The sequence below is a fragment of the Bacteroidota bacterium genome, from assembly GCA_018831055.1.
In the GTDB taxonomy this organism is placed as follows: Bacteria; Bacteroidota; Bacteroidia; order Bacteroidales; family B18-G4; genus M55B132.
The window spans coordinates 1-23571 of record JAHJRE010000151.1 but is presented as its reverse complement, the minus strand read 5'-3'; the positions used below and the strand labels follow the sequence as shown (position 1 = coordinate 23571).

Here is a 23571-nt window from a genome sequence, read left to right as displayed (position 1 = left end):
GGCGCCGACACGATCCATGATAAGAACTGGTATGGCATATTACTGAACGAAAACATCAATTACGGCCGCTCCAACCCCGATTCCGACCCTTGTGGGTATCGCACCGTGATCACCTTGAAGCTTGCGGAGCAGTTTTATGAAGTCCCGGGACTGGCAAATAAGATCCTGGAAAAGGACCAGCGATATATCCGCCCCAAGGAGACAGACCTGCTTGCCCTCCTGGAGAGCCATACCATAGATTATATTTTTATTTACAAGTCTGTCGCTAAACAGCACGAACTCCCTTACCTAACGCTTCCGGCAGAGATCAACCTCAGCGATCCGGCATGGTCGGATTTTTACAGGAAGGGTAGTGTGGCGGTATCGGGAAAATCTCCCGGCGACAGCATTATAAAATACGGAGAACCCATGGTTTATGGTGTCACCATCATCAAGGATGCACCCAACAGGCCCCTCGCGGAAGAGTTTGTCAGGTTCATGCTGGATGAGGGCAAAGGAATGAGAATAATGCGTGAAAACGGGCAGGGAACGATAAAGCCGACTCAGGAAGATTATAACAATATCAATACATATAACCCATGAAAAGAGTAAGCACATTTATCCTGGGCTTCGCTGCCCTGATTCTCCTTTTCCGTTGCAGTGATCCTGTTAAACAGGAAGCTACCATGGAAGCCTATCCTGCCGACACCACGGATGCTACCAATTACTTTTACGACAATGCCCCAACGGTATCCCTTCCGGTTACTGAGCTTTTGGTAAACGGGGAGATAAAAAATCCCGGACAGGTTGATTTCAGCGCTCTTCCCAAACATACGGTAATCGTAAAAGAGACCAGGCTTACCGGGGATGGAGATACCTTCACCGGTGCATACCGTTACGATGGCTATTCTCTCCTGGATATCCTGAACAGCCGTATCCTGGATAAGAAAAACGCAACTGAATTCGAGCCCATCATCGACCTTTTCGTGGAAATAGGAAATGCAAAAGGCGAGAAAGTTTTGGTTTCCTGGGGTGAGATCTATTATCCCAACCATCTTCATGAGATCATCATTGCCACTGAGGTGATGCGTATCGTTCCCTCGAAGACCAATGAGTTGTGGCCATTGCCATCCGAAAGCAAACTCATTGTTTCCACCGATCTCATCACGGAAAGGAACATCAGCTCTCCCAACCAGATCACCGTCAGGTCTATCCCCGAATCATACAATGTTGACAGGAATATTGACCCTTTTTACTCTCCGGGATTTGAGGTTGTTGTGGAAGGTCAGCCTTTGACAACCATCACAGCAGTACCCGAAGGGTTTTCCCTTTTAGATTACCGCACCGTATTTTACGGCAGGGGTCGCGGGATCCATAAGTCAAAAGGATTTACAGGATTCATGATGGAAGATCTTTTTGCAGGAAGCCTGCCTGCAACAAGGGAAAGGCTGTGTTGCGGGCTATTTACCATCACCGCCCTCGACGGATACCGTGTGGCATTCACATACAGCGAGGTGATGAACCGCAACGACCAGTCGGAGGTGCTAATTTGTGCCGACCAGGAAATGCACAACGGTGGGAAATTCAGGATCTTTCCTGCCGGTGATTTCTTCTCCGACCGTGCCGTCAAAGCGGTAAACGGGATTTATTTCCGGCAGTACTAAGATTTTTCTATGAAGCGCATCAACTGGTTCCATATAGCCGGCATTCTTCTGGGTGGGCTCTTGCTTTTACTGATCATCGGGCCCTTGCTGAGTATATTTTTAAATACAAGCATGCAAAATCTCTTTGTCACGGCCGGTGAAGCGGAAGTAAGAGACAGCATCACCAGGACGCTCGGGATTTCCTTTGCTGCAACCCTTGTATGCGCAATCGCGGGTATTCCTTTTGCCTGGTTAATAGCCAGGAAGTCGTTTCCAGGAAAGAAGATCATCACCCTCATTATTGACCTTCCCATTGTCATACCGCATTCTGCCGCCGGGATCGCCATCCTGGGATTTATCTCCAGGGACACCTGGGTGGGAAAGATAGCGGAGGCAGCCGGGATAGACTTTATTGGTCACCCTGCCGGAATAGCCTTCGCGATGGCTTTTGTCAGTGTTCCCTTCCTGATCAACGCAGCACGCGACGGGTTCGCTTCCGTTCCGGAAAGGCTCGAAAAGACAGCGCTTAACCTCGGTGCCTCCCCTTTCAGAGTGTTTATGACAATTTCCCTTCCCCTGGCATGGAGGAATATTGTTTCCGGGCTTGTTCTAATGTTCGGCAGAGGCATGAGTGAATTTGGCGCTGTTGTCATCGTAGCCTACCACCCCATGATCACGCCGGTACTTATTTACGAGAGGTTTGTAACCTTCGGATTAAAATATGCCCAGCCGGTTTCGGTGCTCTTCATCATCATATGCCTTCTGGTCTTTGCCATGATCAGACTTTTATCGCAAAAACAGGAAATACAAAGATGATGCTGAAACTCGAAGGTATATCGGTAAAGGTTGGAGAATTCAGGATAAAGGATATCTCCCTTGAGATTTCTGAAGGCGATTATTTCATGCTTTTAGGTCCGTCCGGAGCCGGCAAGTCGGTTTTGCTCGAAATTATCGCAGGACTAACCTTGCCCGACAAAGGCAAAGTTTTTCTGCAGGGGAAAGACATCACCCGGGAAAAAATGAGGAATCGAAATATCAGCATGATCTTCCAGGGAAATACCATTTTCCCCCACATGAGCGTAAGAAAGAACCTTGCCTATGCCCTGGCTTCCAGAAACCTAACAAACAAAACCAGACAGGATATCATAAGGACAAACGCAGAAAAAACAGGAATTACGCATTTGCTTGGACGTATGCCGGGTACTTTATCCGGAGGCGAGATACAGAGGGTCATTATTGCCCGGGCCCTGGGTACACAGCCCAATTGCCTCTTGCTCGACGAACCGCTTTCGTCTATCGATGTGCAACTTAAAGATAATATCATTGATTTGCTCCGCGAAATCAACAAAGGGGGCATGACGGTAATACATGTCACCCACGATTACCATGAAGCATTTTCCCTTGCTCACCGTATGGCAATTATGGATAACGGAACCATCCTGCAACATGGAACGCCTGAGGAAATCATCCGTCTTCCCCGGTCAGGTTTTGTTGCCCGATTCATGGGACTTCATAACTATTACAGTGCTTTTTCAACCGGAAAGGGTGAACTTATCCTGGAGGAAAAACTACGCCTTCACATTGATCATAAAACAGGTCCGGGTGAAATGAAGGTATTGATTCCTCAACCTGCCATTCATATTGGATATGAAGACAATACACCCAATCAGAAAAACTGTTTTTCAGGAAAGCTACAAAGAATTATCCGTTATCCCGGTCAGTGCGAATTGTCTGTAAATATTGGCATATCCCTGATAATCAACATTACCGAAACACATCCCCTTGCCGGTAGGTTAAAAGAGGGTGATGATATCCATGTAACTCTGAATGCAGGTCAGATCACTTTCCTGGGTCACCGGTAAAGCCATCGATAGCATTTTCAATCAATACCACCATATCATCAATTTTACAGTTTTCCCCATCTACAGAAATATGGGCTGACTCGTAGAATTTTTCCCTGAAAGACATCAGTTTTTCGATATAAGCGATCAATTCAGGTTCATTAAGAGTATCCAGACCGGGTCGGCGCCTTTTGGAATGTTCCAGACGATGTTTGAGGGCACCCTGTTTCATCCGCAGATAAACGGTTAATCCACTGTTTTTCATAACATCCATATTGCCATAAAAACATGGGGTTCCCCCGCCGGTGGAAATCACCGCATTTTGTGTAATACTGATCACTTCATGGAGAATGTCCCTCTCCATCTCACGGAATTTTTCCTCTCCAAAATGAGCGAAGAAGTTTTGAATCGAATAGTGGTATTTTTCTTCGAAATAAAGATCGGTGTCGTAGAAGTCATAATTCAACCTGGAAGCCAGCCGTCTTCCTATGGTCGTTTTTCCCGCCCCCATAAAACCGATAAGAAATACTCTCATAAGAAGTCTTCAGGGACAAATTCCCATTTTATTTTCTATTCAGTACTTTCTGGGCAGCCGTAACAATATCCGGTGTATCGAGTTTGTATTTTGCAAGGAGTTCCTCTGGTTTTCCGCTCTCTCCAAACGTGTCCATAACGGCTATCATTTCAACCGGTGCCGGCATTTTTCTAACCAGCAATTGTGCTATACTGTCGCCCAGTCCGCCGTTAATCTCATGTTCTTCTGCGGTCACGGCACAGCGTGTTTTCCGAATACTTTCCAGGATGGCCTCCTCATCGAGGGGTTTAATGGTGTGGATATTGATCACCTCAGCTTCTATACCCTGAGCTGAAAGCAATACGGATGCTTCAAGGGCTTTCCACACCAAATGACCGGTAGCAAAAATAGTGACATCGACTCCTTCCCTGAGGAGTATGGCTTTCCCGATGGTGAACGGCATATCGGCAGGAATAAAATTCGGCATTTTAGGCCGGCCAAAGCGCAGATATACCGGGCCTTCGTAATCGGCTATGGCCAGGGTGGCCTGATATGTCTGGTTATAATCGCAGGGATTGATCACGGTCATGCCCGGAAGCATCTTCATCAGCCCGATATCTTCCAGTATCTGGTGGGAGGCCCCGTCTTCACCCAGGGTGAGGCCGGCATGGGATGCACAAATCTTGACATTTTTTCCGGAGTATGCTATAGACTGCCGGATCTGATCGTAAACACGCCCTGTGGAAAAATTAGCAAAAGTCCCGGTAAACGGTATCATCCCACCCACGGCAAGGCCGGCAGCAACCCCCATCATATTGGCTTCGGCTATCCCAACCTGGAAAAACCGATCGGGAAAAGCCCCTGCAAACTTATCCATCTTGACGGAACCGGTGAGATCGGCGCACAGTGCCACAACCCTGGGGTTACGTTTGCCCAGTTCAAGCAGTGCATCTCCAAAACCCGAACGGGTATCTTTGTGATCCAGAACTGTAAAAGTCTTCATTGCAACTTCCATCCTATTTATAGATTTTAACATTGGTTGTCCTTCCGGAATTGACCCTGAACTGCTGTTCAACGCCAAAAATCGTTTAATCGATGTATTTCGCCCTGAAAATCACCCTGTATGTTCCGGGCTGCAGGATAAGTGTTTCCTGGTTGGGATTGTTCTCCCGAAAATTATAGACCCACTCGAGAGAATCGCCCTTTTCGAGATAAACACTGCCGTAACCAAGTGTCGATTTGGTGAGAACGGCAATCCCCGGAACCGGTATCTCGACAGTGGTCGTCGAACTTTGTAAAATTTCTACGTCATCTATATAAATTCTGGGTAGACATAGGACTTCCAGGTCGTACAACCCGGTCAGGTACTTTTCCGTATGCCCAAAGTTTTGTACGTTGATGGTTTCATGTTCATCATTCCGACGGACGATGCACTGAAGCCCACGCATGGAGGCATCATATCCGTCGATCTTCAACCTCAGATAACCTTGTGGGGTTTCGATGGGGATGACGGTATGCTTTCCTGAAACAATAGTAACACTGTCTTTCACAACAGGAGGAATAGTATGAACAACAATATCGTAAGTAACCAAAGGATCGATGATCAGTGTATCAGGAACCCCTTTCCGGTTTATGGTATGAATAAAATTATGCTTTACCTTCCCGGAAACATGATCGTAGAAGGTCATGTTAACATTGGTTTCGGTGGGATTACCGAATTTGTCGAGAAGGTTTACCTGGGCAGATGTTGGGTTTAGAGCCTGTGAAATCACATAATCCAGGGCGTTGCTGAATTCGCTCTCACTGCTGGCATCAAAATACGTACCTACACAATCGAACTCAATTTCAAAATTCCTGCCTATTCCGATGATAAATGGTTTGAGGATAATACCTTTCCTCTGCAGCTCCTGCGAAACCGCACACGGATCACCTCCGCACTCTTCAATTCCATCGGTAATCAGAACAACCACATTACGGCAATTGTCGCACGGAGGAAAATCGTCGCCGGCTTTCTGGAGTGCATATGCAATAGGTGTTGTGCCGCGTGGTTCAATGTTTCTGAGCCTGCTCTTTATCTGCTCGTGGTTGTTTTTTCCGAAAGGAACCTCAAGCCTGGTGTCATCACAGTCCTGAGGCGGATATTCTTTAAGGTGACCATATGCCCTTAAAGCCAGTTCAACATTGTTCTTGGTCTTGAGACTATCGAGCACCTTTGACAGCAGTTTGCGTGCAATATTGATCTTCTGGTCGCTTTGCCAGAGACCAAACATACTTTGTGAAAAGTCGAAAACGAAAATAATCCGGGTAACGGGTGGGGTTTGATTCTGAAACTGTGGCTCCTGGGACATGGCAGTTCCTGACCCTAAAAGCAGTAACACTATCAAACCTATCTTGCAGATACGTTTCATCGCAGAAATATATTAAAAGTCACCCAGGGTTTCTTCCAGCTGGGCAAGAGCTTTTTCGGCCTGTTCATCGTTAGGCGGAACGCCATGCCAGTGATGGGTCCCGGTCATAAAATCCACTCCATACCCCATCTCTGTCTTCATCAGGATTACAATGGGTTTTCCATTATTAACAATGGAATGCGCTATTTTCATTGTTCCCAGGATATCGTTCATGTCGTTCCCGTTCATTTCGAGTACATCCCATCCGAACGACAACCATTTAGCTTTAAGATCACCAAGAGACAACACCTCATCAATTGGTCCGTCGATTTGCTTTTCGTTATAATCGACAGCCACGATGAGATTATCAACCTTTTTGGCAGCAGCAAACATGGCTGCTTCCCATATCTGGCCTTCCTGGAGCTCCCCGTCACCGGTGAGACAATATACAAGCCGATTATCATTTTTTAGTTTCTTGGAAAGAGCTACCCCAACGGCTACCGATAATCCCTGCCCCAGGGAACCCGTAGCTATCCTCACTCCCGGCAGTTTTTCCTGCACCGAAGGATGGCCCTGCAATCTTGACCCAATATGTCGGAACGTTCCCAGTTCCGGCACTTCAAAATACCCGCTCCGTGCCAGCACACTATAAAAAGCAGGTGAGATATGGCCATTTGACAGGATAAAAACATCCTCCCCTTCCCCGCTCATGGAAAATCCGGGATTATGCTTCATGATATCAAAGTAAAGAGCAACAAAATAATCGGCACACCCGAGAGATCCTCCCGGATGCCCTGATTTTGCCCGGTTTGTCATCCGTATGATATCCCGCCTGACCTGTGTGGCAAGATCCTGTAATTCCTTAACAGAACGCATTATTTCCTTCTTTTTTTTCAAAAATAACCCAAAAGACTACTCCAGAGTTAAAATGTTAATAAAATTGGATAAAAATCAAGGTTATTATGAAAAATTGAAAAATTAGAAAGCCTTAATCCTGAAATATATCTATTTTTACGGGTTCTAAATAGTTTTATATGAATCACCAGGCGCTCATCAGGTTTGCAGTGATATTACTGGCAATCCGCTTATTACCCGGACAATACGAGGTATTGGCGCAGGATGACCGGCATTTAGCCACTGTCTGGGCGGATTCGGTAATGTCAACGCTTACACCCGAAGAACGGGCCGGGCAATTGATCCTGGTGAGAGCCAACGACCCCGGAAAACCTTACGACAAAAAGATAGCAAAATACATTTCCGATTATAATATCGGAGGAGTGGTATTTTTCAGGGGGCAACCTGCTGCACAGTTGCGACAAACGAACGAATGGCAGGCCATGGCTAAAACACCCTTGCTGGTTGCCATTGATGCAGAATGGGGTGTAGGTATGCGTATTGATAGCATAATTACTTTCCCTTACCAAATGACTTTAGGAGCTATTCAGGATGATTCCCTCCTTTACAGGATGGGGGTAGAAGTTGGGAAACAATGTCACAGAATGGGCATTCATATGAATTTTGCCCCGGTTGTTGACATCAACTCCAATCCTGCCAATCCGGTTATCGGGATGCGATCGTTCGGTCAATCCCGCGAAAATGTTTCCAGGAAAGGGATTATGTATATGAAGGGAATGCAGTCGCAAGGGATCCTTACCGTGGCAAAACATTTTCCCGGCCACGGTGACACCGGAACCGATTCGCATTATACCCTACCTTTACTGACACATGATAAATCCAGACTCGACTCCCTGGAGCTTTATCCCTTTCGCGAAATGATCCGAAATGGAACCGATGCGATCATGACAGCCCATCTTTACATCCCGGCACTGGAGAAAACCGGGCAGAGACCATCCACCCTTTCCGGTTCTGTGATCGACACCTTGTTAAAAAAACAAATGGGTTTCGAAGGACTGGTGATCACCGATGCCCTTGACATGAAAGGCGTTACTGCATATTTCAGTCCGGGTGAGATTGAAGTAATGGCCCTGCAGGCCGGTAACGATATCCTTTTGATGCCCCAGGATATACCCCGCGCCATGAAAGCCATCCGGGAGGCTGTTTCTTCAGGAAGCCTTTCCCAGGAAACTATTGATCAACGTTGCAGAAAGGTTCTGATAAGCAAATACTTATCGGGGTTGAATGATAGGGATACTGTCAGGTTATGCGATCCTAAGCGAGAAATCAACAACGTTGATGCCAGGGTATTGCGCCGGCAGCTTTTTGCTGATGCCATTACCCTTTTAAGAAACAAACAGGACCTCGTTCCCCTCAAAAGGCTGGATACCCTGAGCATTGCCTGCCTGTCGATAGGTCCGGGTACGTATTTCCAGGATATGCTTGCGAAATACGCTCCCGTCACATGCGTGAAATCCGGCACTGCGCCCGGAGAAAAGGAAATATCTATGATCATGGATAAACTTGAAGGCTATAATCTTGTGATAATAGATATACATGGTAACCGTGCCTTCTCTCCACCCTATTACGGAATTGATCCTTCTGCCTTGAATCTTGTAAGGGAAGTCACAGCCCGTCATAAATCCATCCTGAATATTTTTGCCTGCCCGTACTCCTTATCTCATTTTGGAGACACCCTTACCGATGCCATCATCATGTCGTACCAGGATGACCCGGATGCACAGGAAATCAGCGCACAAATGATTTTCGGAGGTATTGAAGCATCGGGCATATTACCGGTAAGTGCAGGCACATTTCCTGAAAAAACCGGAATCAGTACCCGGTCTGTCAGACTCAGCCATTCTTTGCCCGCTGAGCTGGGAATTGACGAATCCTCACTGGCATCAATAGATTCAATTGTGCTTGAGGGAATCAAGCAAAAGGCTTTTCCAGGATGCCAGGTACTGGCTGCCAAAAACGGGAAAATATTTTACAATAAGAGTTTTGGCTATCACACCTATGACAGCAAAATAGCGGTGAAAGAAAACGACATTTACGATCTGGCCTCAATCACGAAAATAGCAGCCATGACTCCCGTGATCATGAAACTTACTGACGACAGTCTGATAGATCCGGATTATCGGCTTTCGTCATATCTCCCTTTCCTGAAAAGAACCGACAAAGAAAACATCATCATCAGCGAGGTTTTGGCGCATCAATCCGGATTCAGGTCATGGATACCCTATTACCTTCATGTTCTTGATTCGAACCAGGTGCCAGATACAGCTCTTTTCAGCAGGAGCATTGACGAGGAGCACACGGTAAGGGTTGCTGAAAACCTTTACACAAGTCCCTGGTTCAGGAATGTGATCATTGACAGCATAAGGTTTTCCGGGTTAAAGGACAATAAAGAATATAAATACAGCGACCTTGGGTTTTACCTGTTGGCCATTGCTGCTGAAAGCATTACCAACCGGCCGCTTCAGGACTATGTAGAGGAGCATTTCTACCAAAGGCTTGGGCTTCAGAATACGGGATATCTACCCAGGAGGCATCACAGCCTTAACCGTATCATTCCAACGGAAAATGACAAAGCATTCCGGCATCAATTGATCCATGGAGACGTACACGATCAGGGTGCCGCCTTGCTCGGCGGGGTGTCGGGCCATGCAGGGCTTTTTTCCAATGCAGAAGATATTGCCGTTATCATGCAGATGTATATGAATTTTGGGACTTATGGCGGAGAGAGATATATCGATAGCCTTACCATCCGCCAATTCACCCGTGTCCAATTCCCTTTGCTTGAAAACCGGCGTGGTTTGGGATTCGATAAACCCATGCTGGATTATCAGGAAGGCGGCCCCAACTGCCGCTCAGCTTCACCTTCCAGTTTCGGTCATAGCGGATTCACCGGAACCTATGCCTGGGCAGATCCCGAAAACGATTTGATCTTTGTTTTCCTTTCGAACAGGATACATCCCGATGCCACCAACAATAAAATCTCTGAACTAAACATACGAACAACAATACATCAGGCATTTTACGATTTGTTTAACACTTCAAACACCAACCCTGCGAATGAATAAAAAACTTCGGAGTTTCCTGATTTGGGTGCTTGTGACCCTATTTACCTTTGCCATTGCTTACTATCAGCGTTCCACCGGACCAACCTATGATAAAAAGGGAGAAATCATCATTGATGATAATGTTTATAAATATAAGATGATCAGATCTCACGGAGGTGAAGGAGATGCCATTTGCCATTTGCTTATACCCGACACCTCAGTTTCAGGATTTTATATATACCAAAAGATCAATTCGAATGAAGAGGAAACGAGGGAAAATTTAAAAAGGAAAGGTGATACGCTGTTTCTCGCCATCCCACACCAGCCACCCGCCGGAAAAGTGAGATATAATGTTTTCCTGGAAAAAGACAGTAAAGAATATTCCCTTACTGAGGAATCCGTTGTAGTGAGGTTTAAAGGCTATGTGCCTCTATCTGTTTTAATACCCCATGTAATCATTATGTTCCTGGCCATGCTTTTTTCGACCCGGACGGGTATAGAAGCTTTGATAAAGGGCAAAAACACCTTACCATTCACTGTGATCACAGTGATTTTGTTCTTTACAGGAGGGTTGATACTGGGACCGGTTGTACAAAAATACGCCTTCGGGGCTTACTGGACCGGCTGGCCTTTCGGACATGACCTTACAGACAATAAAACGCTGGTTGCTTTTATCGTCTGGCTGATCGCGCTGATCCGGCTTTTCAGGAACCGGTCAAACAGAGGCTGGGTGATTGCCGCCGCCATCGTACTTTTAGCTGTTTATCTGGTACCACACAGCATGTTCGGTTCCGAGCTCGACTATAGCACAGGTGAAGTAGGGACAGGAAACCAGTAAGACTATGACCATATTATATATCATCATCGCTTTAACTGTTTTAATATCCATATGGGGTTTTAACCGAAGGGATATTTTTGACAAACTTCGATTTAGTCCTTATTCCATCAAGCACAACCGGGAAGGCTGGAGATTCTTTACGTATGCCTTTCTTCATGCCGACTGGGTGCATTTGTTCATAAACATGTTTGTACTGTATTCATTCGGAGATGTAGTATTGGCCTATTTTACGTATTTTTTCGGGATTAAGGGATTTCTGTATTTTGTCCTTCTCTATCTTGGAGGGATATTGTTTTCTGTCGTTGTGGATTTCGGAAGAAATAAGGATAACGCTTACTACACTGCTGTAGGTGCCTCAGGGGCTGTATCTGCGATAGTGTTTGCAAGTATAATGGTTTATCCAACCGGATCCATTTACCTGTTTTTTATTCCCATTCCAATACCATCTGCTGTTTTCGGGATATTATACCTGGTTTACTCAGCGTATATGGCCCGAAGAGGAAAGGATAATATCGGGCATAATGCCCACTTCTGGGGTGCAATTTTCGGCATCCTGTTTATTGTGGCCACCAGGCCAGTTATCGTTTTGGAATTCATTCAAAAAATATCCGATTACCTGTTATGAATATAAACCTGAACAATAAAACTGCATTGGTAACGGGCGCTTCACGGGGCATAGGCAAAGCAATTGCTATGATGTTTGCTGAAGCAGGAGCCACAATAGCCGTGCATTACCACAACCATCAAAATGAAGCGGAAGAAGTTGTTAAAAGTCTCAAGGGACAGGGTCATTTTCGTGTTAAAGCCAACCTGGCCGATCCTGTTCAGGTGAAAGAAATGTTTGATGAAGTATTGGTGCGTGCAGGGAGGATAAACATCCTGGTTAATAACGCAGGAATTTATGAAATGGCAGATGCTATGAACCTTACCTATGATGAGTTCCAGGATTTTTACAGGAAAACGATGGAAATCAACCTTCATGGTCCTGCTCATCTTTCATATTTAGCAGCAAAATCCATGAAAGTATATGGAGGGGGTAAAATAATAAATATAACTTCGCGGGGTGCTTTCAGAGGTGAACCGATGTCGTGGCCCTATGGAGCCGCCAAAGCCGGTTTGAATTCCCTGGGGCAATCGATGGCTAAGGCCCTGGCAAAAGATAATATTATGGTCTTTACCATTGCCCCGGGATTTGTGGAGACAGATATGTCGAAAGACATCCTGGAAGGCCCGGAAGGTAATGACATTAAGATGCAAAGCCCGCTGAACCGTGCAGCCCAACCGGAAGAGATCGCCAGGCTTGCGCTTTTCCTCGCCGGGGAGCAAACAGATTATATGACAGGATGTATTGTGGATGTGAATGGGGCGTCGTATTTGAGGAGCTGAACAACAGAGGATAGAAAGGAGAGGAGAGAAAGGAGAGATTCAGTTTACAGGGGCAAATATAACAGTATAACAATATAACTATATAACAATATAACCATGAAATTCGACCCAGCCTACAAAATTCAGATGCTTCGCCAGTTTGGCGAGTTCGGGGATGTGAACCCTTCTATTTGTGATTCATCCACTTTTACCTTCCTGGAAGCGAATACAATGATTGATACTTTCCATGGTGAAGCGGAAGGATGTTTTTTATATTCCAGGCACTGGAATCCCAGCAGTAAATACCTGGCCGATGCCATGGCTGCCATGGAAAATACCGGGTCGGGATGGATCACAGCTTCGGGGATGGCAGCCATTACCACAACCCTGCTGCAACTGTGCCATGCGGGTGACCATATCATTACCAGTGTTACAACCTACGGTGGGACGTTTGCTTTCCTGCAAAACTGGCTTCCCAAATATAACATTGAAGTTAGTTTTGTCAATATCACCGACCTGGAGTCGGTAAAACAGGCAATCCGCCCGAACACTAAGGTTATTTACACCGAAACCATTACGAACCCGTTACTGCAGATCTCCGACATTCCCAGGCTTGCTGAAATATCCAGGAAGCATGGAATCAAGCTCGTGGTCGATAATACCTTTTCACCCATGATCGTCACTCCCGCCATGCATGGTGCCGATATTGTTGTTTACAGCATGACCAAGTTTGTAAACGGGAAAAACGACTGTGTAGCCGGGGCAATCTGTGCGGATAATTCATTCATCAATGCAATAAGCGATGTAAATTCAGGAACAGCCATGTTACTCGGGCCTGTTCTGGACCCCATGCGTTCCTCCTCTATCCTGAAAAACCTGCATACATTGCATATCCGGATGAAGCAACATAGCCGCAACGCGCAATTCCTGGCAGATCGTTTCCGTGAAACCGGACTGAAGTTCATATACCCGGGTATACCTGATCATCCCGGACATCAGACACTTAAAAATATTATGAATGAAGATTTCGGATTTGGGGGAATGATTGCCATTGACCTGGGTACCTCAACCATAGCAAGCAAATTCATGGAAAGGATGCAACAGGATGATATCGGTTATCTGGCTGTAAGCCTGGGCTATTTCAAAACCCTCTTCAGTAATTCCGGAAAAAGTACCTCGTCGGAAGTGCCGGAAGACGTTCAGAAAGAAATGGGGTTATCGGAAGGACTGATCCGTTTCTCCGTCGGGCTTGATAACGATATAAATGCTTCCTGGGAAAAAATGAAAAAAATACTTCAGGAAATGAAGCTGATCGGATAACCTTTTACTGTGAAACTGACAATAAAAAATGCCAGGTTTGATAAACCCGGCATTTTTTATCGGCTTCCAAACCATAACTATTTATAATCTTCTATTGATGGGCAGGTACACATAAGGTTCCTGTCACCATAAGCATCATCAATTTTCGTCACGGGTGTCCAATATTTGGCTTCATAAAGTGAATTGACCGGGAAAGCAGCCGTTTGTTTTTCGTACGGGAAACTCCAATCCCCTTTCATAACCATTGACAAGGTATGAGGGGCATTGGAAACCACATTGTTGCCCTTGTCCGCTTTCCCCTCTTCAATGGCGCGAACCTCCTCCCTGATGGACAACATTGCCTCTACAAAGCGCTCCAGTTCCTGAAGGGGTTCGCTTTCTGTGGGTTCAACCATTAATGTACCATGGACAGGGAAGGCAACCGTTGGAGCATGGAATCCATAATCCATAAGTCGTTTGGCGATATCCACCACGGTAACATCGGCCGTTTTGCTGAATGCATTGCAATCGATGATAAACTCATGTGCTACCCGACCATTTTTTCCGGCATATAAAATTTTATATGGGCCTTCGAGGCGTGCCTTAAGGTAATTGGCATTCAGGATGGCATAACGGGTTGCTTCCGTCAGACCGTTTCCACCCAGCATTTTAATATAGCCATAGGAAATAGGGAGTATCATTGCACTGCCAAAGGGAGCAGATGATACGGCGCTGATTGCTTTTTCGCCGCCTGTACGGACCATAATATGTCCCGGCAGGAATGGCGTAAGGTGAGCGGCAACGGCAATGGGTCCAACTCCCGGTCCACCGCCACCATGAGGAATAGCAAAGGTTTTGTGCAGGTTCAGATGACAGACATCAGCACCAATGATACCCGGATTCGTCAACCCTACCTGAGCATTCATATTTGCTCCATCCATGTAAACTTGTCCGCCGTTTTTATGGATTATGTCAATAATTTCCAGGATACCTTCTTCAAAAACCCCATGGGTTGAAGGGTAAGTAACCATAAGAGCCGACAGCTCACCGCTGTGTTCTTCGGCTTTCTTCCGCAAATCTTCTATGTCGATATTTCCATGCTCATCGCATTTAACCAGAACAACCTCCATTCCGGCCATGACAGAACTGGCGGGATTGGTACCGTGTGCCGAAGTAGGTATAAGGCAAACATTCCTGTGTCCCTCTCCCCTGCTTTCATGCCACGCCCTGATCACCATCAACCCCGTATATTCCCCGGCAGCCCCCGAATTAGGCTGAAAGGAAATACCATCAAACCCGGTGATCCGGCATAATGCATCTCCCAGGTCGTTGATCATTTCATGATATCCTGCGGCCTGATCTTCAGGAACAAATGGATGCAGATGGGCAAACTCAGGCCAACTTAATGAGAACATCTCGGCTGCAGCATTCAGCTTCATGGTGCAGGAACCCAATGGAATCATCGTGCGGTTAAGGGCTAAATCCTTGTTCTCCAGTTTTTTCAAATATCTCATCATATCCGTTTCGGAATGATAGGAGTTAAATACTGGATGAGTCATGTATTCACTGGTCCTGAAAAACTCCGCCGGAATACAATCCTGAATGTCCTTTTCATTGATTTCAGGCAATGGCTTTGTCACAGCAGACGAAAAAACCTCCAGGATGTCAAGGATATCCTGGTGACTGGTGGTCTCATCAACACTGATGCCGATGTTTCCATCCTCAAAATACCTAAAATTCATCTTTTTAGCCAGAGCATTGTTCCTGATGATTTCTGTCAGGCCGGGCTGCGGCATGGTTACATTTACTGTATCGAAGAAACAATAATCCGGAGTTTCGTATCCGAGCAGCCTCAATCCTTTGTTCAGCAACAGGGCCATCCGGTGGATGTCATTCGCAATGGTCTTTAGTCCTTCGGGACCATGGTATACTCCGTACATACCGGCCATGGAGGCCAATAGTGCCTGAGCAGTACAAATATTTGAAGTAGCTCTTTCTCTTTTGATATGCTGTTCGCGCGTCTGCAGGGCCATCCTTAGTGCCCGGTTTCCGGCAGCATCAACGGAAACACCGATGATACGACCCGGGATATTCCTTTTATACTTGTCGGTAGTAGCAAAATATGCTGCATGAGGACCTCCAAAGCCCATAGGAATACCAAAGCGTTGCGTGGAACCTACAACAACATCAGCCCCCCATTCTCCGGGAGGGGTAAGCATAACCAGGCTCATGATATCTGAAATTACAGCTATACCGGCTTCCACAGAATGTACCTTTTCCACAAGACTCCGGTAATCCCGGATGCTTCCATGTTGATTGGGATACTGTACAATGGCTCCAAAATACGACTTATCAATTTCAACCTCGTTGGCACAACCCATAACCAGGTCAATACCCAAGGGTAAGGCCCTTGTTTTCAGTACTTCTATGGTCTGCGGGAATAGACCATGGGATACAAAAAACTTATTTGCATTATCCTTTACCTGCGACCTTGACCTGGAATTATAAAACATGACCATGGCTTCTGCAGCGGCTGTCCCTTCGTCAAGCAATGATGCATTGGCAATAGGCAAGCCTGTGAGGTCTGCTATCATGGTCTGGAAATTCAATAAGGCCTCCAGTCTACCCTGGCTTATTTCTGCCTGATAGGGAGTATAGGAAGTATACCATCCTGGATTTTCCAGGACGTTCCTGGTAATAACTCCCGGCGTAATGGTGTTGTAATACCCCATCCCGATATAGGTCCTGAAAAGCTTATTCTTTGCACCCAGCTTCTTCAGATGATTAATATACTGGTACTCATTCATCCCCTCCGGTAAATCCAATGCTTCCTTCATCCTGATGGATGCAGGAATAGTCTGGTTTACCAGTTCATCCAGCGATGAAACACCGATAGTGGACAACATCTCCCCGATCTGCCCGGGTCTTGGTCCGTTGTGCCTGAAAATGAAATTGTTACTTATCATCTATCCCCTGTTTTAACGGTTATTTTTTAAAACCCCAAAGGTAATAATCTTTGCAAGATTATTACCTTTGGGGAAGGGATTGTTAAAAAAATAACAAAGGGTACAGGGAGCAGGCTACAAGCTATAGGTTACAGGTTTCAGGTTGCACCCTGTAACCTGAAACTGGCAGCTTGTAACTATTTTACTAACCATTAATTCTCATTTTATAGAACGACCGGTAAACAAATACCAATGCAACCACCAGGAACCCCAGTCCGAACCACGGTGCAAGGTCTCTGAACTGCGCTGCGAGTGCAATTTCCATTGCAAGGAGGCCGAACAGCGTAGTAAATTTGATAATAGGGTTCAGGGCAACGGAGGAGGTATCCTTAAAAGGATCTCCCACGGTATCACCTACCACGGTTGCCTCATGAAGGGGGGTACCTTTTTCCTTCATATCCACTTCCACTACTTTCTTGGCATTATCCCAGGCACCTCCGGCATTGGCCATGAACACCGCCTGGAAAAGCCCGAAGAACGCAATGGAAAGCAGGTAGCTTACAAACAAGGAAACCGGTGCCGCAAAGGCTATTTTTTCGTCAAGCCCAAGTGTTTCCGTAAATCCTGAAGGAGCTGCCAGGAAAGCAAAAGCCAGTGCAAAAGAGAAGATGGCTATAAAAATGTTCCACATTCCTTTTTGAGCATAAAGGGTGCAAATTTTCACCACTGCTTTAGACTTCTCGACGGAAGCTTTCTTTTCGGCATTAGGATCGAGGTTAATATTTTTACGGATATAATCCGTTGCTCTTCCTGCGCCGGTAGTCACAGCCTGGGCGGAAGCGCCGGTGAACCAGTAAATCACAGATCCACCCAGCAGGAATCCCATGATAGAGTATGGATTAAGAAGGTTCAGGATCAGGGGAGGATCAATATGCAATGTATGTTGTATCACCAGGATCAGGGAAAAGATCATAGTAGTGGCACCTACAACAGCCGTACCGATCAACACAGGCTTGGCCGTTGCTTTAAAGGTATTTCCCGCGCCATCATTCGCTTCAAGGTAGTACTTCGATTTTTCAAAATCAGGTTTGAAACCAAAATCCCTTTCAATTTCCTCGCTTATCCCCTTTTGTTCTTCAATAAGGGAAAGTTCATAAATAGACTGGGCATTATCGGTGACAGGCCCGTAGCTATCTACTGCGATCGTAACAGGACCCATTCCCAGCATTCCAAAAGCAACAAGTCCGAAAGCAAAAATAGACGGGTAAATCATCAACTCACTCAACCCAAATCCGCTTGCATAGTAAGCGATGAACATCAATGCAAAAAATACCAGGCCCATCCAGAAAGCACTAAAATTTCCAGCCACCAGCCCTGAAAGGATATTCAGCGATGCTCCCCCCTTTTTGGAAGCTTCCACTACTTCGTTCACATGACGTGATTTCGGACTTGTAAAGATTTTAGTAAACTCCGGGATCAGAGCTGCTCCTAAAGTTCCGGCACTGATGATCACTGAGAGAGAGATCCACAGGTTGTTAGGAAGATCTCCAATGATGAAATAACTGGCAATAAAAGTTGCAACGATCGACATGATAGAGGTGATCCAAACCAGTGAAGTCAGTGGACGCTCAAAGTCAATATCATCGGCATTCCTGTATTTCGCATTGGCAATGGCGCCATTAAGCCAATACGAAACAATGGATGTTACGATCATGAGGATTCTCATAACGAATATCCAGGTAAGTAAAGTAATCTGGTATTCAGGGCTAATAACGGCCAACAGGATAAATGAGATCAGTGCCACACCGGTAACGCCATAGGTTTCAAAACCGTCAGCTGTTGGGCCTACACTGTCGCCGGCATTATCTCCAACACAATCGGCAATGGTTCCCGGATTGCGTGGGTCATCTTCGCCGATCTTAAAGATCACTTTCATGAGATCGGAACCGATATCAGCAATTTTGGTAAAAATGCCACCGGCAATCCTGAGAGCTGAGGCGCCCAGAGATTCACCAATAGCAAACCCGATGAAACTGGCCCCTGCATATTCACCAGGGACGAACATAAGAATGATGAGCATCATGATTAGTTCCAGAGAAATCAATACCACCCCGATGCTCATTCCTGCAGTTAAAGGAATATTTAAAAGCTTGATGGGTTTTCTTTCAAGAGAAGCAAAAGCCATCCTGGCATTGGCAAGAGTATTCATACGAATACCAAACCATGCGACACTGTATGATCCCAGAATACCGACAACGGTCCATCCCAGTATCATCAGCACACCCCCTGCTCCAAATCCCGCATCCGAAAGCCAGCCAAAATAAAAGGCTACAGCAGCACCGATAAAAAGGAACAGAATGGCCAGGAACTTTCCTTGCTGGAAAAGATATGTCTTTGCCGTTTCAAAGATCACTCCGGCCACCTCCAGCATGGAATGGTGGGCACGGATTTTCCTGATTTTAATAAACTGGTATAATCCAAATAAAAATCCTGCGATAGTGATGAGGAAACCCCAGTAAAGGATAGTTTGCGACTTAATCTCTCCGGGAATTACCAGATCGGCTTCACTTGCAAAAGTGAGAGCAGGCAGTAACAGAACAGACAACAATGCTAAAGCTTTTTTCATATGCACGTATTTTTTAGGATTAATTTAATCGTTAAGCAAAAATAAAAAAGTAATACTATTATCCAAGTAAAAGTTATAAGCATCATGCTATTAATTTGAACATACAAAATCATTTTGAACCTTCATGTGCTTATATGTGTTCATTGAGTTAATTCTTACAATTTTTTTCTACATTTGTAATTAGGAAACCGGTCGGTAATATCTTGGCGGTTTTCGTAATCTTTCAGGGCCAAATGGATAAAATACAGCTTGAAATCATAGGTATGTCATACAGCCAGTCGCAAAGTGGCGCTTATGCCCTGATACTTGGGGAGACTTACGGAAAAAGAAGATTACCCATCATTATCGGTGGATTTGAAGCCCAGGCCATCGCGGTTGAACTGGAAAAGATGAAACCCTCCCGTCCACTCACCCACGATCTTTTCAAGAATTTCGCAGATCATTACAGCATTTTCCTGAAGGAAGTGATCATCGACAAATTTATAGAAGGGGTGTTTTTTGCAAAGTTGATCTGCATCCACGATGGCCAGGAAAGTGAGATAGACGCGAGGACCTCAGACGCTGTCGCCCTGGCTATACGTTTTTCCTGCCCTATTTATACCTACGAAAAAATTATGTCAGAAGCAGGGATCGTGATGGAAGAAAAAAATATTACGGATGCACCTTCCCATACAAAATCCCGCAAAAGTGAATATACCAGCCTGACTATCGAAGAACTGCAGGAACTACTTGCCAAAGCTATTGAAAAAGAAGAATATGAAAAAGCGTCCAGGATACGCGATGAAATACAAAACAGGGAAAAATAATTGATATGGAGATATATGACGGCGGAGGGTTTTCCTTTATTTCATTGATGCGGGGATTGTTCGGGCTTGTAATCCTGATCGGTCTTGCGTGGGTTTTCAGTTCAAACCGCCGTGCTATTTCATGGAGGATCGTGGGCCTGGGATTACTGTTTCAGCTTATCATCGCCATCGCAGTACTTAAGGTACCCTTTATCAAATCCTTTTTTGAACTGCTCGGGATGATGTTCATCAAAATACTTGATTTCACAAAGAGCGGCAGTGAATTTGTTTTCGGTGACCTGATGGATGTCGAATCGTTCGGGGTTATCTTCGCGTTCCAGATACTCCCAACCATTATTTTCTTTTCCGCCTTAACCAGCATCCTGTTTTATTTTGGCATCATACAAAAGATTGTTTATATCCTTGCCTGGCTTTTAACCAAAGGACTCAGGATCTCGGGAGCGGAGAGCCTTTCAACGGCGGGCAACATTTTCCTGGGTATGACCGAATCACCTTTGCTCATCAAAGAATACCTTGAAAAGATGAATCGTTCGGAAATGTTCCTGGTCATGGTTGGCGGTATGGCTACCATCGCCGGGAGTGTGTTGGGTATATACATAGGTATACTTGGTGGTGCTGAATACGAAGGCCAATTAATGTTTGCCAAGCATCTTATCACTGCCTCCGTGATGGCAGCCCCCGGTGCCGTAGTCATCGCAAAGATACTTTTGCCCCAGACCGAGCCCATTACAAGCGGGATCAGCATTTCCCGTGAACAAGTTGGGGCTAATGTCCTCGAATCCATCGCAAACGGTACCACACAGGGAATAAAACTGGCCGTGAACGTGGGAGCCATGCTCATTGTTTTCATCGCTCTGGTTTTTATGGTCAATTTTATCTTGTTTAAGATTGGTGACTGGACTACCCTCAACGAAGGAATAGCTGTGCTGACTCAAAACCGTTATGAAGGTCTTAGCCTTCAGTTCATCATGGGTTATACCATGGCCCCCTTGACCTGGGCTATGGGTGTCCCGGCGCAGGATATCGCTACAGTCGGGCAACTCATGGGAGAAAAGATCATTATGAACGAAATGGTAGCATATTTTAGTTTTGGGGACCTGCTGGCTGCCGGCACCTTCCAGGACAGTAAATCTGTTATCATGGCAACATATATGCTGTGCGGTTTTGCCAATATCTCATCCATCGGGATCATTATCGGAGGCATCGGTGCACTGGCCCCGGGCAAACGAGTCCTGCTGTCGCAACTCGGCTTCAAAGCATTATTGGGTGGAGCCATGGCTTCTCTGTTGTCGGCTACCCTCGTAGGTATGATCCTGGGGTAACTAATTTTTAACCGATGAAACAATACCTTGAACTGCTTGACCACGTATTAATAAACGGGGTTGAAAAGACCGACAGAACCGGAACCGGGACCATCAGTGTTTTCGGATACCAGATGCGCTTCGACCTTGAAAAAGGATTCCCGTTGCTCACAACCAAGAAGCTGCATCTGAAATCCATTATCTATGAACTGCTCTGGTTTCTGAAGGGAGAAACCAATACCCGTTACCTCAACGAAAATGGTGTCACTATCTGGAACGAATGGGCAGACGCCTCCGGGGAACTTGGTCATATTTATGGATACCAATGGCGATCCTGGCCAACAAACGACGGGAAAAGCATTGACCAGATATCGCGGGTGATTGGGAATATTAAAAATAATCCGGATTCAAGGAGGCATATCGTGAGTGCATGGAATGTAGGTGAACTGGATAAAATGGCCCTCCCACCCTGTCACATCCTGTTTCAGTTCTACGTGAGCAACGGAAGGCTCTCATGCCAGCTATACCAGAGAAGCTGTGACATATTCCTGGGCGTACCCTTCAATATTGCTTCTTACGCTCTGCTGACAATGATGATGGCTCAGGTCACCGGGCTCCGCCCCGGCGAATTTGTACATACTCTTGGCGATGCCCATATTTATTTGAATCACATGGAACAAGTTAAACTCCAGTTGTCACGTGAACCCTATCCGCTTCCTGAAATGAAACTAAATCCTGCTATAACAAATATCTTCGACTTCGATTATCACGATTTCGAACTAAGCGGCTACCAATCCCATCCGCACATTAAAGGAAAAATATCGGTTTAACAAAATATTATATGAGTATCGGAGAACATGAACACAAAGTTACAGGCGACAGTTTGCAAGCGACAACTCATCACTCATCACCCAAACCCTCAAACCAACCATATAACCATATAACAATATAACCATATAACCCATGCCAACCATCTCCATCATCGTAGCCATAGCCCGGAACAACGCCATTGGAAAAGACAACCAGCTTTTATGGCATTTACCCGATGACCTTAAACGCTTTAAAAGAATTACATCCGGGCATCCTGTGATCATGGGAAAGAAAACCTATGAATCGCTGCCTGTAAGACCCTTGCCCGGACGGCTCAATATTGTGATCACCGACAACCCTAACGACACATTTGATGGCTGTGAAACCGTTTTCTCTATCGAAGAAGCCTTAGCAAAATGCCCCCGTGACATGGAATGTTTCATCATCGGCGGAGGTTCCGTTTACCGGCAATTCATGCCCTTAGCCGAAAAACTCTATATCACCAAAGTGCACAAGGATTTTGATGCAGATACATTTTTTCCTGAAATCACGGAAGATGATTGGGCATTGATGGAAGAAAGTCCTTTACAAACAAATGAAAATAATTCCCTTTCTTACTCGTTCCTTACTTACCAAAGAAAGTAAAAGATGAAATTTCCAGGAAAACTGATAATTCCTCTACTGCTCCTTCCGTCACTATCCTTAACACTCTCTTCCTGTAAGAAAGAAAATAAGGAAACCGATTATAACCCCAATCTTGTGGCTGCAAAATGCCATGTGAGAGCTAATCAGGTGTATGCGGATATTTTCAACATGATACACATGGCTTTTCACGACACCACCCTGATCCGGCATGGTCATGCAATCATCGACACTGCTGATGTCACTTTCGACACATTGCCATCACTCCGCATCCAGGTTGATTACGGAGATTTTTTCAGGATGTGTCCCGACGGAAGAGTCCGACGGGGAGGATACACTGCTGTTTTATCGAAATGGCCCGGCGACTCTGGATGCATAGCCAACATAAGTTTTATGGATCATTGTGTGCAGGATATGAGGGTGGAAGGACACCAGACCATTACACTTATGGGCATGATTATGCCCGGCACGCCAGGATATCAATACACCGTTGACAGTGCGCGGATAACCCTTCTGAACGATACTATTCCAACCGGCAGCTTTTCCTGGAAATGCTTTTTTGAAAGCTATCAAACAGAAGGGAATGGTACAATGATCACAGCCGATGATATTTTTT

20 protein-coding genes are annotated in these 23571 nt (G+C 45.6%); 14 read left to right on the top strand and 6 right to left on the bottom strand.

Going from position 1 to position 23571, the window contains the following annotated elements; genetic code table 11:
- The 4 genes from KKA81_09930 to KKA81_09915 form a co-directional block, all read left to right on the top strand.
- Positions 1–582, top strand: a 582-nt coding sequence (locus KKA81_09930; GenBank protein ID MBU2651241.1) for a substrate-binding domain-containing protein, incomplete at its 5' end; no start/stop codon positions are given.
- Positions 579–1643 carry a hypothetical protein gene (locus KKA81_09925; GenBank protein MBU2651240.1) on the top strand — a complete coding sequence of 355 codons (1065 nt, stop codon included), beginning with the start codon at positions 579–581 and terminating at the stop codon, positions 1641–1643. The genes KKA81_09930 and KKA81_09925, both read left to right, overlap by 4 nt.
- Before the next feature lie 9 nt (positions 1644–1652).
- Positions 1653–2438, top strand: a complete 786-nt coding sequence (locus KKA81_09920) for an ABC transporter permease (protein ID MBU2651239.1) — start codon at positions 1653–1655, stop codon at positions 2436–2438.
- Positions 2435–3484, top strand: a complete 1050-nt coding sequence (locus KKA81_09915) for an ATP-binding cassette domain-containing protein (GenBank protein MBU2651238.1) — start codon at positions 2435–2437, stop codon at positions 3482–3484. The genes KKA81_09920 and KKA81_09915 overlap by 4 nt, the downstream gene beginning before the upstream one ends.
- Here KKA81_09915 and KKA81_09910 read toward each other — a convergent pair.
- From KKA81_09910 to KKA81_09895, 4 genes are all read right to left on the bottom strand, one after another.
- On the bottom strand, positions 3462–3998 hold the full coding sequence (locus KKA81_09910; GenBank protein ID MBU2651237.1) for a shikimate kinase: 537 nt from the start codon (positions 3996–3998) through the stop codon (positions 3462–3464). The genes KKA81_09915 and KKA81_09910 overlap by 23 nt on opposite strands.
- Before the next feature lie 28 nt (positions 3999–4026).
- Entirely contained in the window at positions 4027–4980 is a 954-nt protein-coding gene (locus tag KKA81_09905) for a transketolase family protein (protein ID MBU2651236.1), read from the bottom strand.
- A gap of 85 nt (positions 4981–5065) precedes the next feature.
- A complete protein-coding gene (locus KKA81_09900; protein MBU2651235.1) occupies positions 5066–6385 on the bottom strand; it encodes a VWA domain-containing protein in 1320 nt (439 codons plus the stop codon).
- Positions 6386–6397: 12 nt separating this feature from the next.
- The gene (locus KKA81_09895; protein MBU2651234.1) at positions 6398–7240 is read right to left on the bottom strand and encodes a transketolase; all 843 of its coding nucleotides are present in this window, start codon (positions 7238–7240) and stop codon (positions 6398–6400) included.
- 158 nt (positions 7241–7398) lie between these two features.
- Between KKA81_09895 and KKA81_09890 the strand changes: the two genes are divergently transcribed.
- The 5 genes from KKA81_09890 to KKA81_09870 all read left to right on the top strand — a co-directional run bounded on the left by KKA81_09890 (position 7399) and on the right by KKA81_09870 (position 13846).
- Positions 7399–10344 (top strand): serine hydrolase, encoded by a 2946-nt coding sequence (locus KKA81_09890; protein ID MBU2651233.1) that lies wholly within the window; start codon positions 7399–7401, stop codon positions 10342–10344.
- Positions 10337–11161 carry a cytochrome c biogenesis protein gene (locus KKA81_09885; protein ID MBU2651232.1) on the top strand — a complete coding sequence of 275 codons (825 nt, stop codon included), beginning with the start codon at positions 10337–10339 and terminating at the stop codon, positions 11159–11161. Before KKA81_09890 ends, KKA81_09885 begins: the two co-directional genes overlap by 8 nt.
- 4 nt (positions 11162–11165) lie before the next feature.
- A complete protein-coding gene (locus tag KKA81_09880) occupies positions 11166–11786 on the top strand; it encodes a rhomboid family intramembrane serine protease (GenBank protein MBU2651231.1) in 621 nt (206 codons plus the stop codon).
- Positions 11787–11794: 8 nt separating this feature from the next.
- A complete protein-coding gene (locus KKA81_09875; GenBank protein MBU2651230.1) occupies positions 11795–12547 on the top strand; it encodes an SDR family oxidoreductase in 753 nt (250 codons plus the stop codon).
- A 96-nt stretch (positions 12548–12643) separates the two neighbouring features.
- Positions 12644–13846, top strand: a complete 1203-nt coding sequence (locus tag KKA81_09870; GenBank protein MBU2651229.1) for an aminotransferase class I/II-fold pyridoxal phosphate-dependent enzyme — start codon at positions 12644–12646, stop codon at positions 13844–13846.
- A gap of 77 nt (positions 13847–13923) precedes the next feature.
- Here KKA81_09870 and gcvP read toward each other — a convergent pair whose 3' ends face one another.
- Both gcvP and KKA81_09860 read right to left on the bottom strand, forming a co-directional pair.
- Positions 13924–16791 (bottom strand): aminomethyl-transferring glycine dehydrogenase, encoded by a 2868-nt coding sequence (gene gcvP, locus KKA81_09865; GenBank protein ID MBU2651228.1) that lies wholly within the window; start codon positions 16789–16791, stop codon positions 13924–13926.
- A gap of 184 nt (positions 16792–16975) precedes the next feature.
- Positions 16976–19396: a sodium-translocating pyrophosphatase gene (locus tag KKA81_09860; GenBank protein ID MBU2651227.1), complete on the bottom strand. Its 2421-nt coding sequence runs from the start codon at positions 19394–19396 to the stop codon at positions 16976–16978.
- A 233-nt stretch (positions 19397–19629) separates the two neighbouring features.
- Between KKA81_09860 and KKA81_09855 the strand changes: the two genes are divergently transcribed.
- The 5 genes from KKA81_09855 to KKA81_09835 form a co-directional block, all read left to right on the top strand.
- Positions 19630–20202 carry a bifunctional nuclease family protein gene (locus KKA81_09855; protein ID MBU2651226.1) on the top strand — a complete coding sequence of 191 codons (573 nt, stop codon included), beginning with the start codon at positions 19630–19632 and terminating at the stop codon, positions 20200–20202.
- Positions 20203–20207: 5 nt separating this feature from the next.
- Positions 20208–21524 carry a Na+ dependent nucleoside transporter gene (locus KKA81_09850; protein ID MBU2651225.1) on the top strand — a complete coding sequence of 439 codons (1317 nt, stop codon included), beginning with the start codon at positions 20208–20210 and terminating at the stop codon, positions 21522–21524.
- A 14-nt stretch (positions 21525–21538) separates the two neighbouring features.
- Positions 21539–22333, top strand: coding sequence for a thymidylate synthase (locus tag KKA81_09845; GenBank protein MBU2651224.1), 795 nt, complete (start codon positions 21539–21541; stop codon positions 22331–22333).
- A 133-nt stretch (positions 22334–22466) separates the two neighbouring features.
- A complete protein-coding gene (locus KKA81_09840; protein MBU2651223.1) occupies positions 22467–22958 on the top strand; it encodes a dihydrofolate reductase in 492 nt (163 codons plus the stop codon).
- A 3-nt stretch (positions 22959–22961) separates the two neighbouring features.
- A partial coding sequence (locus KKA81_09835; protein MBU2651222.1) for a hypothetical protein occupies positions 22962–23571 on the top strand: 610 nt, incomplete at its 3' end.

What these genes read in the sequence shown, in the direction of transcription:
- KKA81_09900 (MBU2651235.1), bottom strand. Translation starts at nt 6,385, where the DNA reads ATGAAACGTATCTGCAAGATAGGTTTGATAGTGTTACTGCTTTTAGGG.
- KKA81_09890 (MBU2651233.1), top strand. Translation starts at nt 7,399, where the DNA reads ATGAATCACCAGGCGCTCATCAGGTTTGCAGTGATATTACTGGCAATC.
- gcvP (MBU2651228.1), bottom strand. Translation starts at nt 16,791, where the DNA reads ATGATAAGTAACAATTTCATTTTCAGGCACAACGGACCAAGACCCGGG.
- KKA81_09845 (MBU2651224.1), top strand. Translation starts at nt 21,539, where the DNA reads ATGAAACAATACCTTGAACTGCTTGACCACGTATTAATAAACGGGGTT.
- KKA81_09895 (MBU2651234.1), bottom strand. Translation starts at nt 7,240, where the DNA reads ATGCGTTCTGTTAAGGAATTACAGGATCTTGCCACACAGGTCAGGCGG.
- KKA81_09850 (MBU2651225.1), top strand. Translation starts at nt 20,208, where the DNA reads ATGGAGATATATGACGGCGGAGGGTTTTCCTTTATTTCATTGATGCGG.
- KKA81_09860 (MBU2651227.1), bottom strand. Translation starts at nt 19,396, where the DNA reads ATGAAAAAAGCTTTAGCATTGTTGTCTGTTCTGTTACTGCCTGCTCTC.
- KKA81_09915 (MBU2651238.1), top strand. Translation starts at nt 2,435, where the DNA reads ATGATGCTGAAACTCGAAGGTATATCGGTAAAGGTTGGAGAATTCAGG.
- KKA81_09870 (MBU2651229.1), top strand. Translation starts at nt 12,644, where the DNA reads ATGAAATTCGACCCAGCCTACAAAATTCAGATGCTTCGCCAGTTTGGC.
- KKA81_09840 (MBU2651223.1), top strand. Translation starts at nt 22,467, where the DNA reads ATGCCAACCATCTCCATCATCGTAGCCATAGCCCGGAACAACGCCATT.
- KKA81_09910 (MBU2651237.1), bottom strand. Translation starts at nt 3,998, where the DNA reads ATGAGAGTATTTCTTATCGGTTTTATGGGGGCGGGAAAAACGACCATA.
- KKA81_09920 (MBU2651239.1), top strand. Translation starts at nt 1,653, where the DNA reads ATGAAGCGCATCAACTGGTTCCATATAGCCGGCATTCTTCTGGGTGGG.
- KKA81_09880 (MBU2651231.1), top strand. Translation starts at nt 11,166, where the DNA reads ATGACCATATTATATATCATCATCGCTTTAACTGTTTTAATATCCATA.
- KKA81_09905 (MBU2651236.1), bottom strand. Translation starts at nt 4,980, where the DNA reads ATGAAGACTTTTACAGTTCTGGATCACAAAGATACCCGTTCGGGTTTT.
- KKA81_09855 (MBU2651226.1), top strand. Translation starts at nt 19,630, where the DNA reads ATGGATAAAATACAGCTTGAAATCATAGGTATGTCATACAGCCAGTCG.
- KKA81_09885 (MBU2651232.1), top strand. Translation starts at nt 10,337, where the DNA reads ATGAATAAAAAACTTCGGAGTTTCCTGATTTGGGTGCTTGTGACCCTA.
- KKA81_09925 (MBU2651240.1), top strand. Translation starts at nt 579, where the DNA reads ATGAAAAGAGTAAGCACATTTATCCTGGGCTTCGCTGCCCTGATTCTC.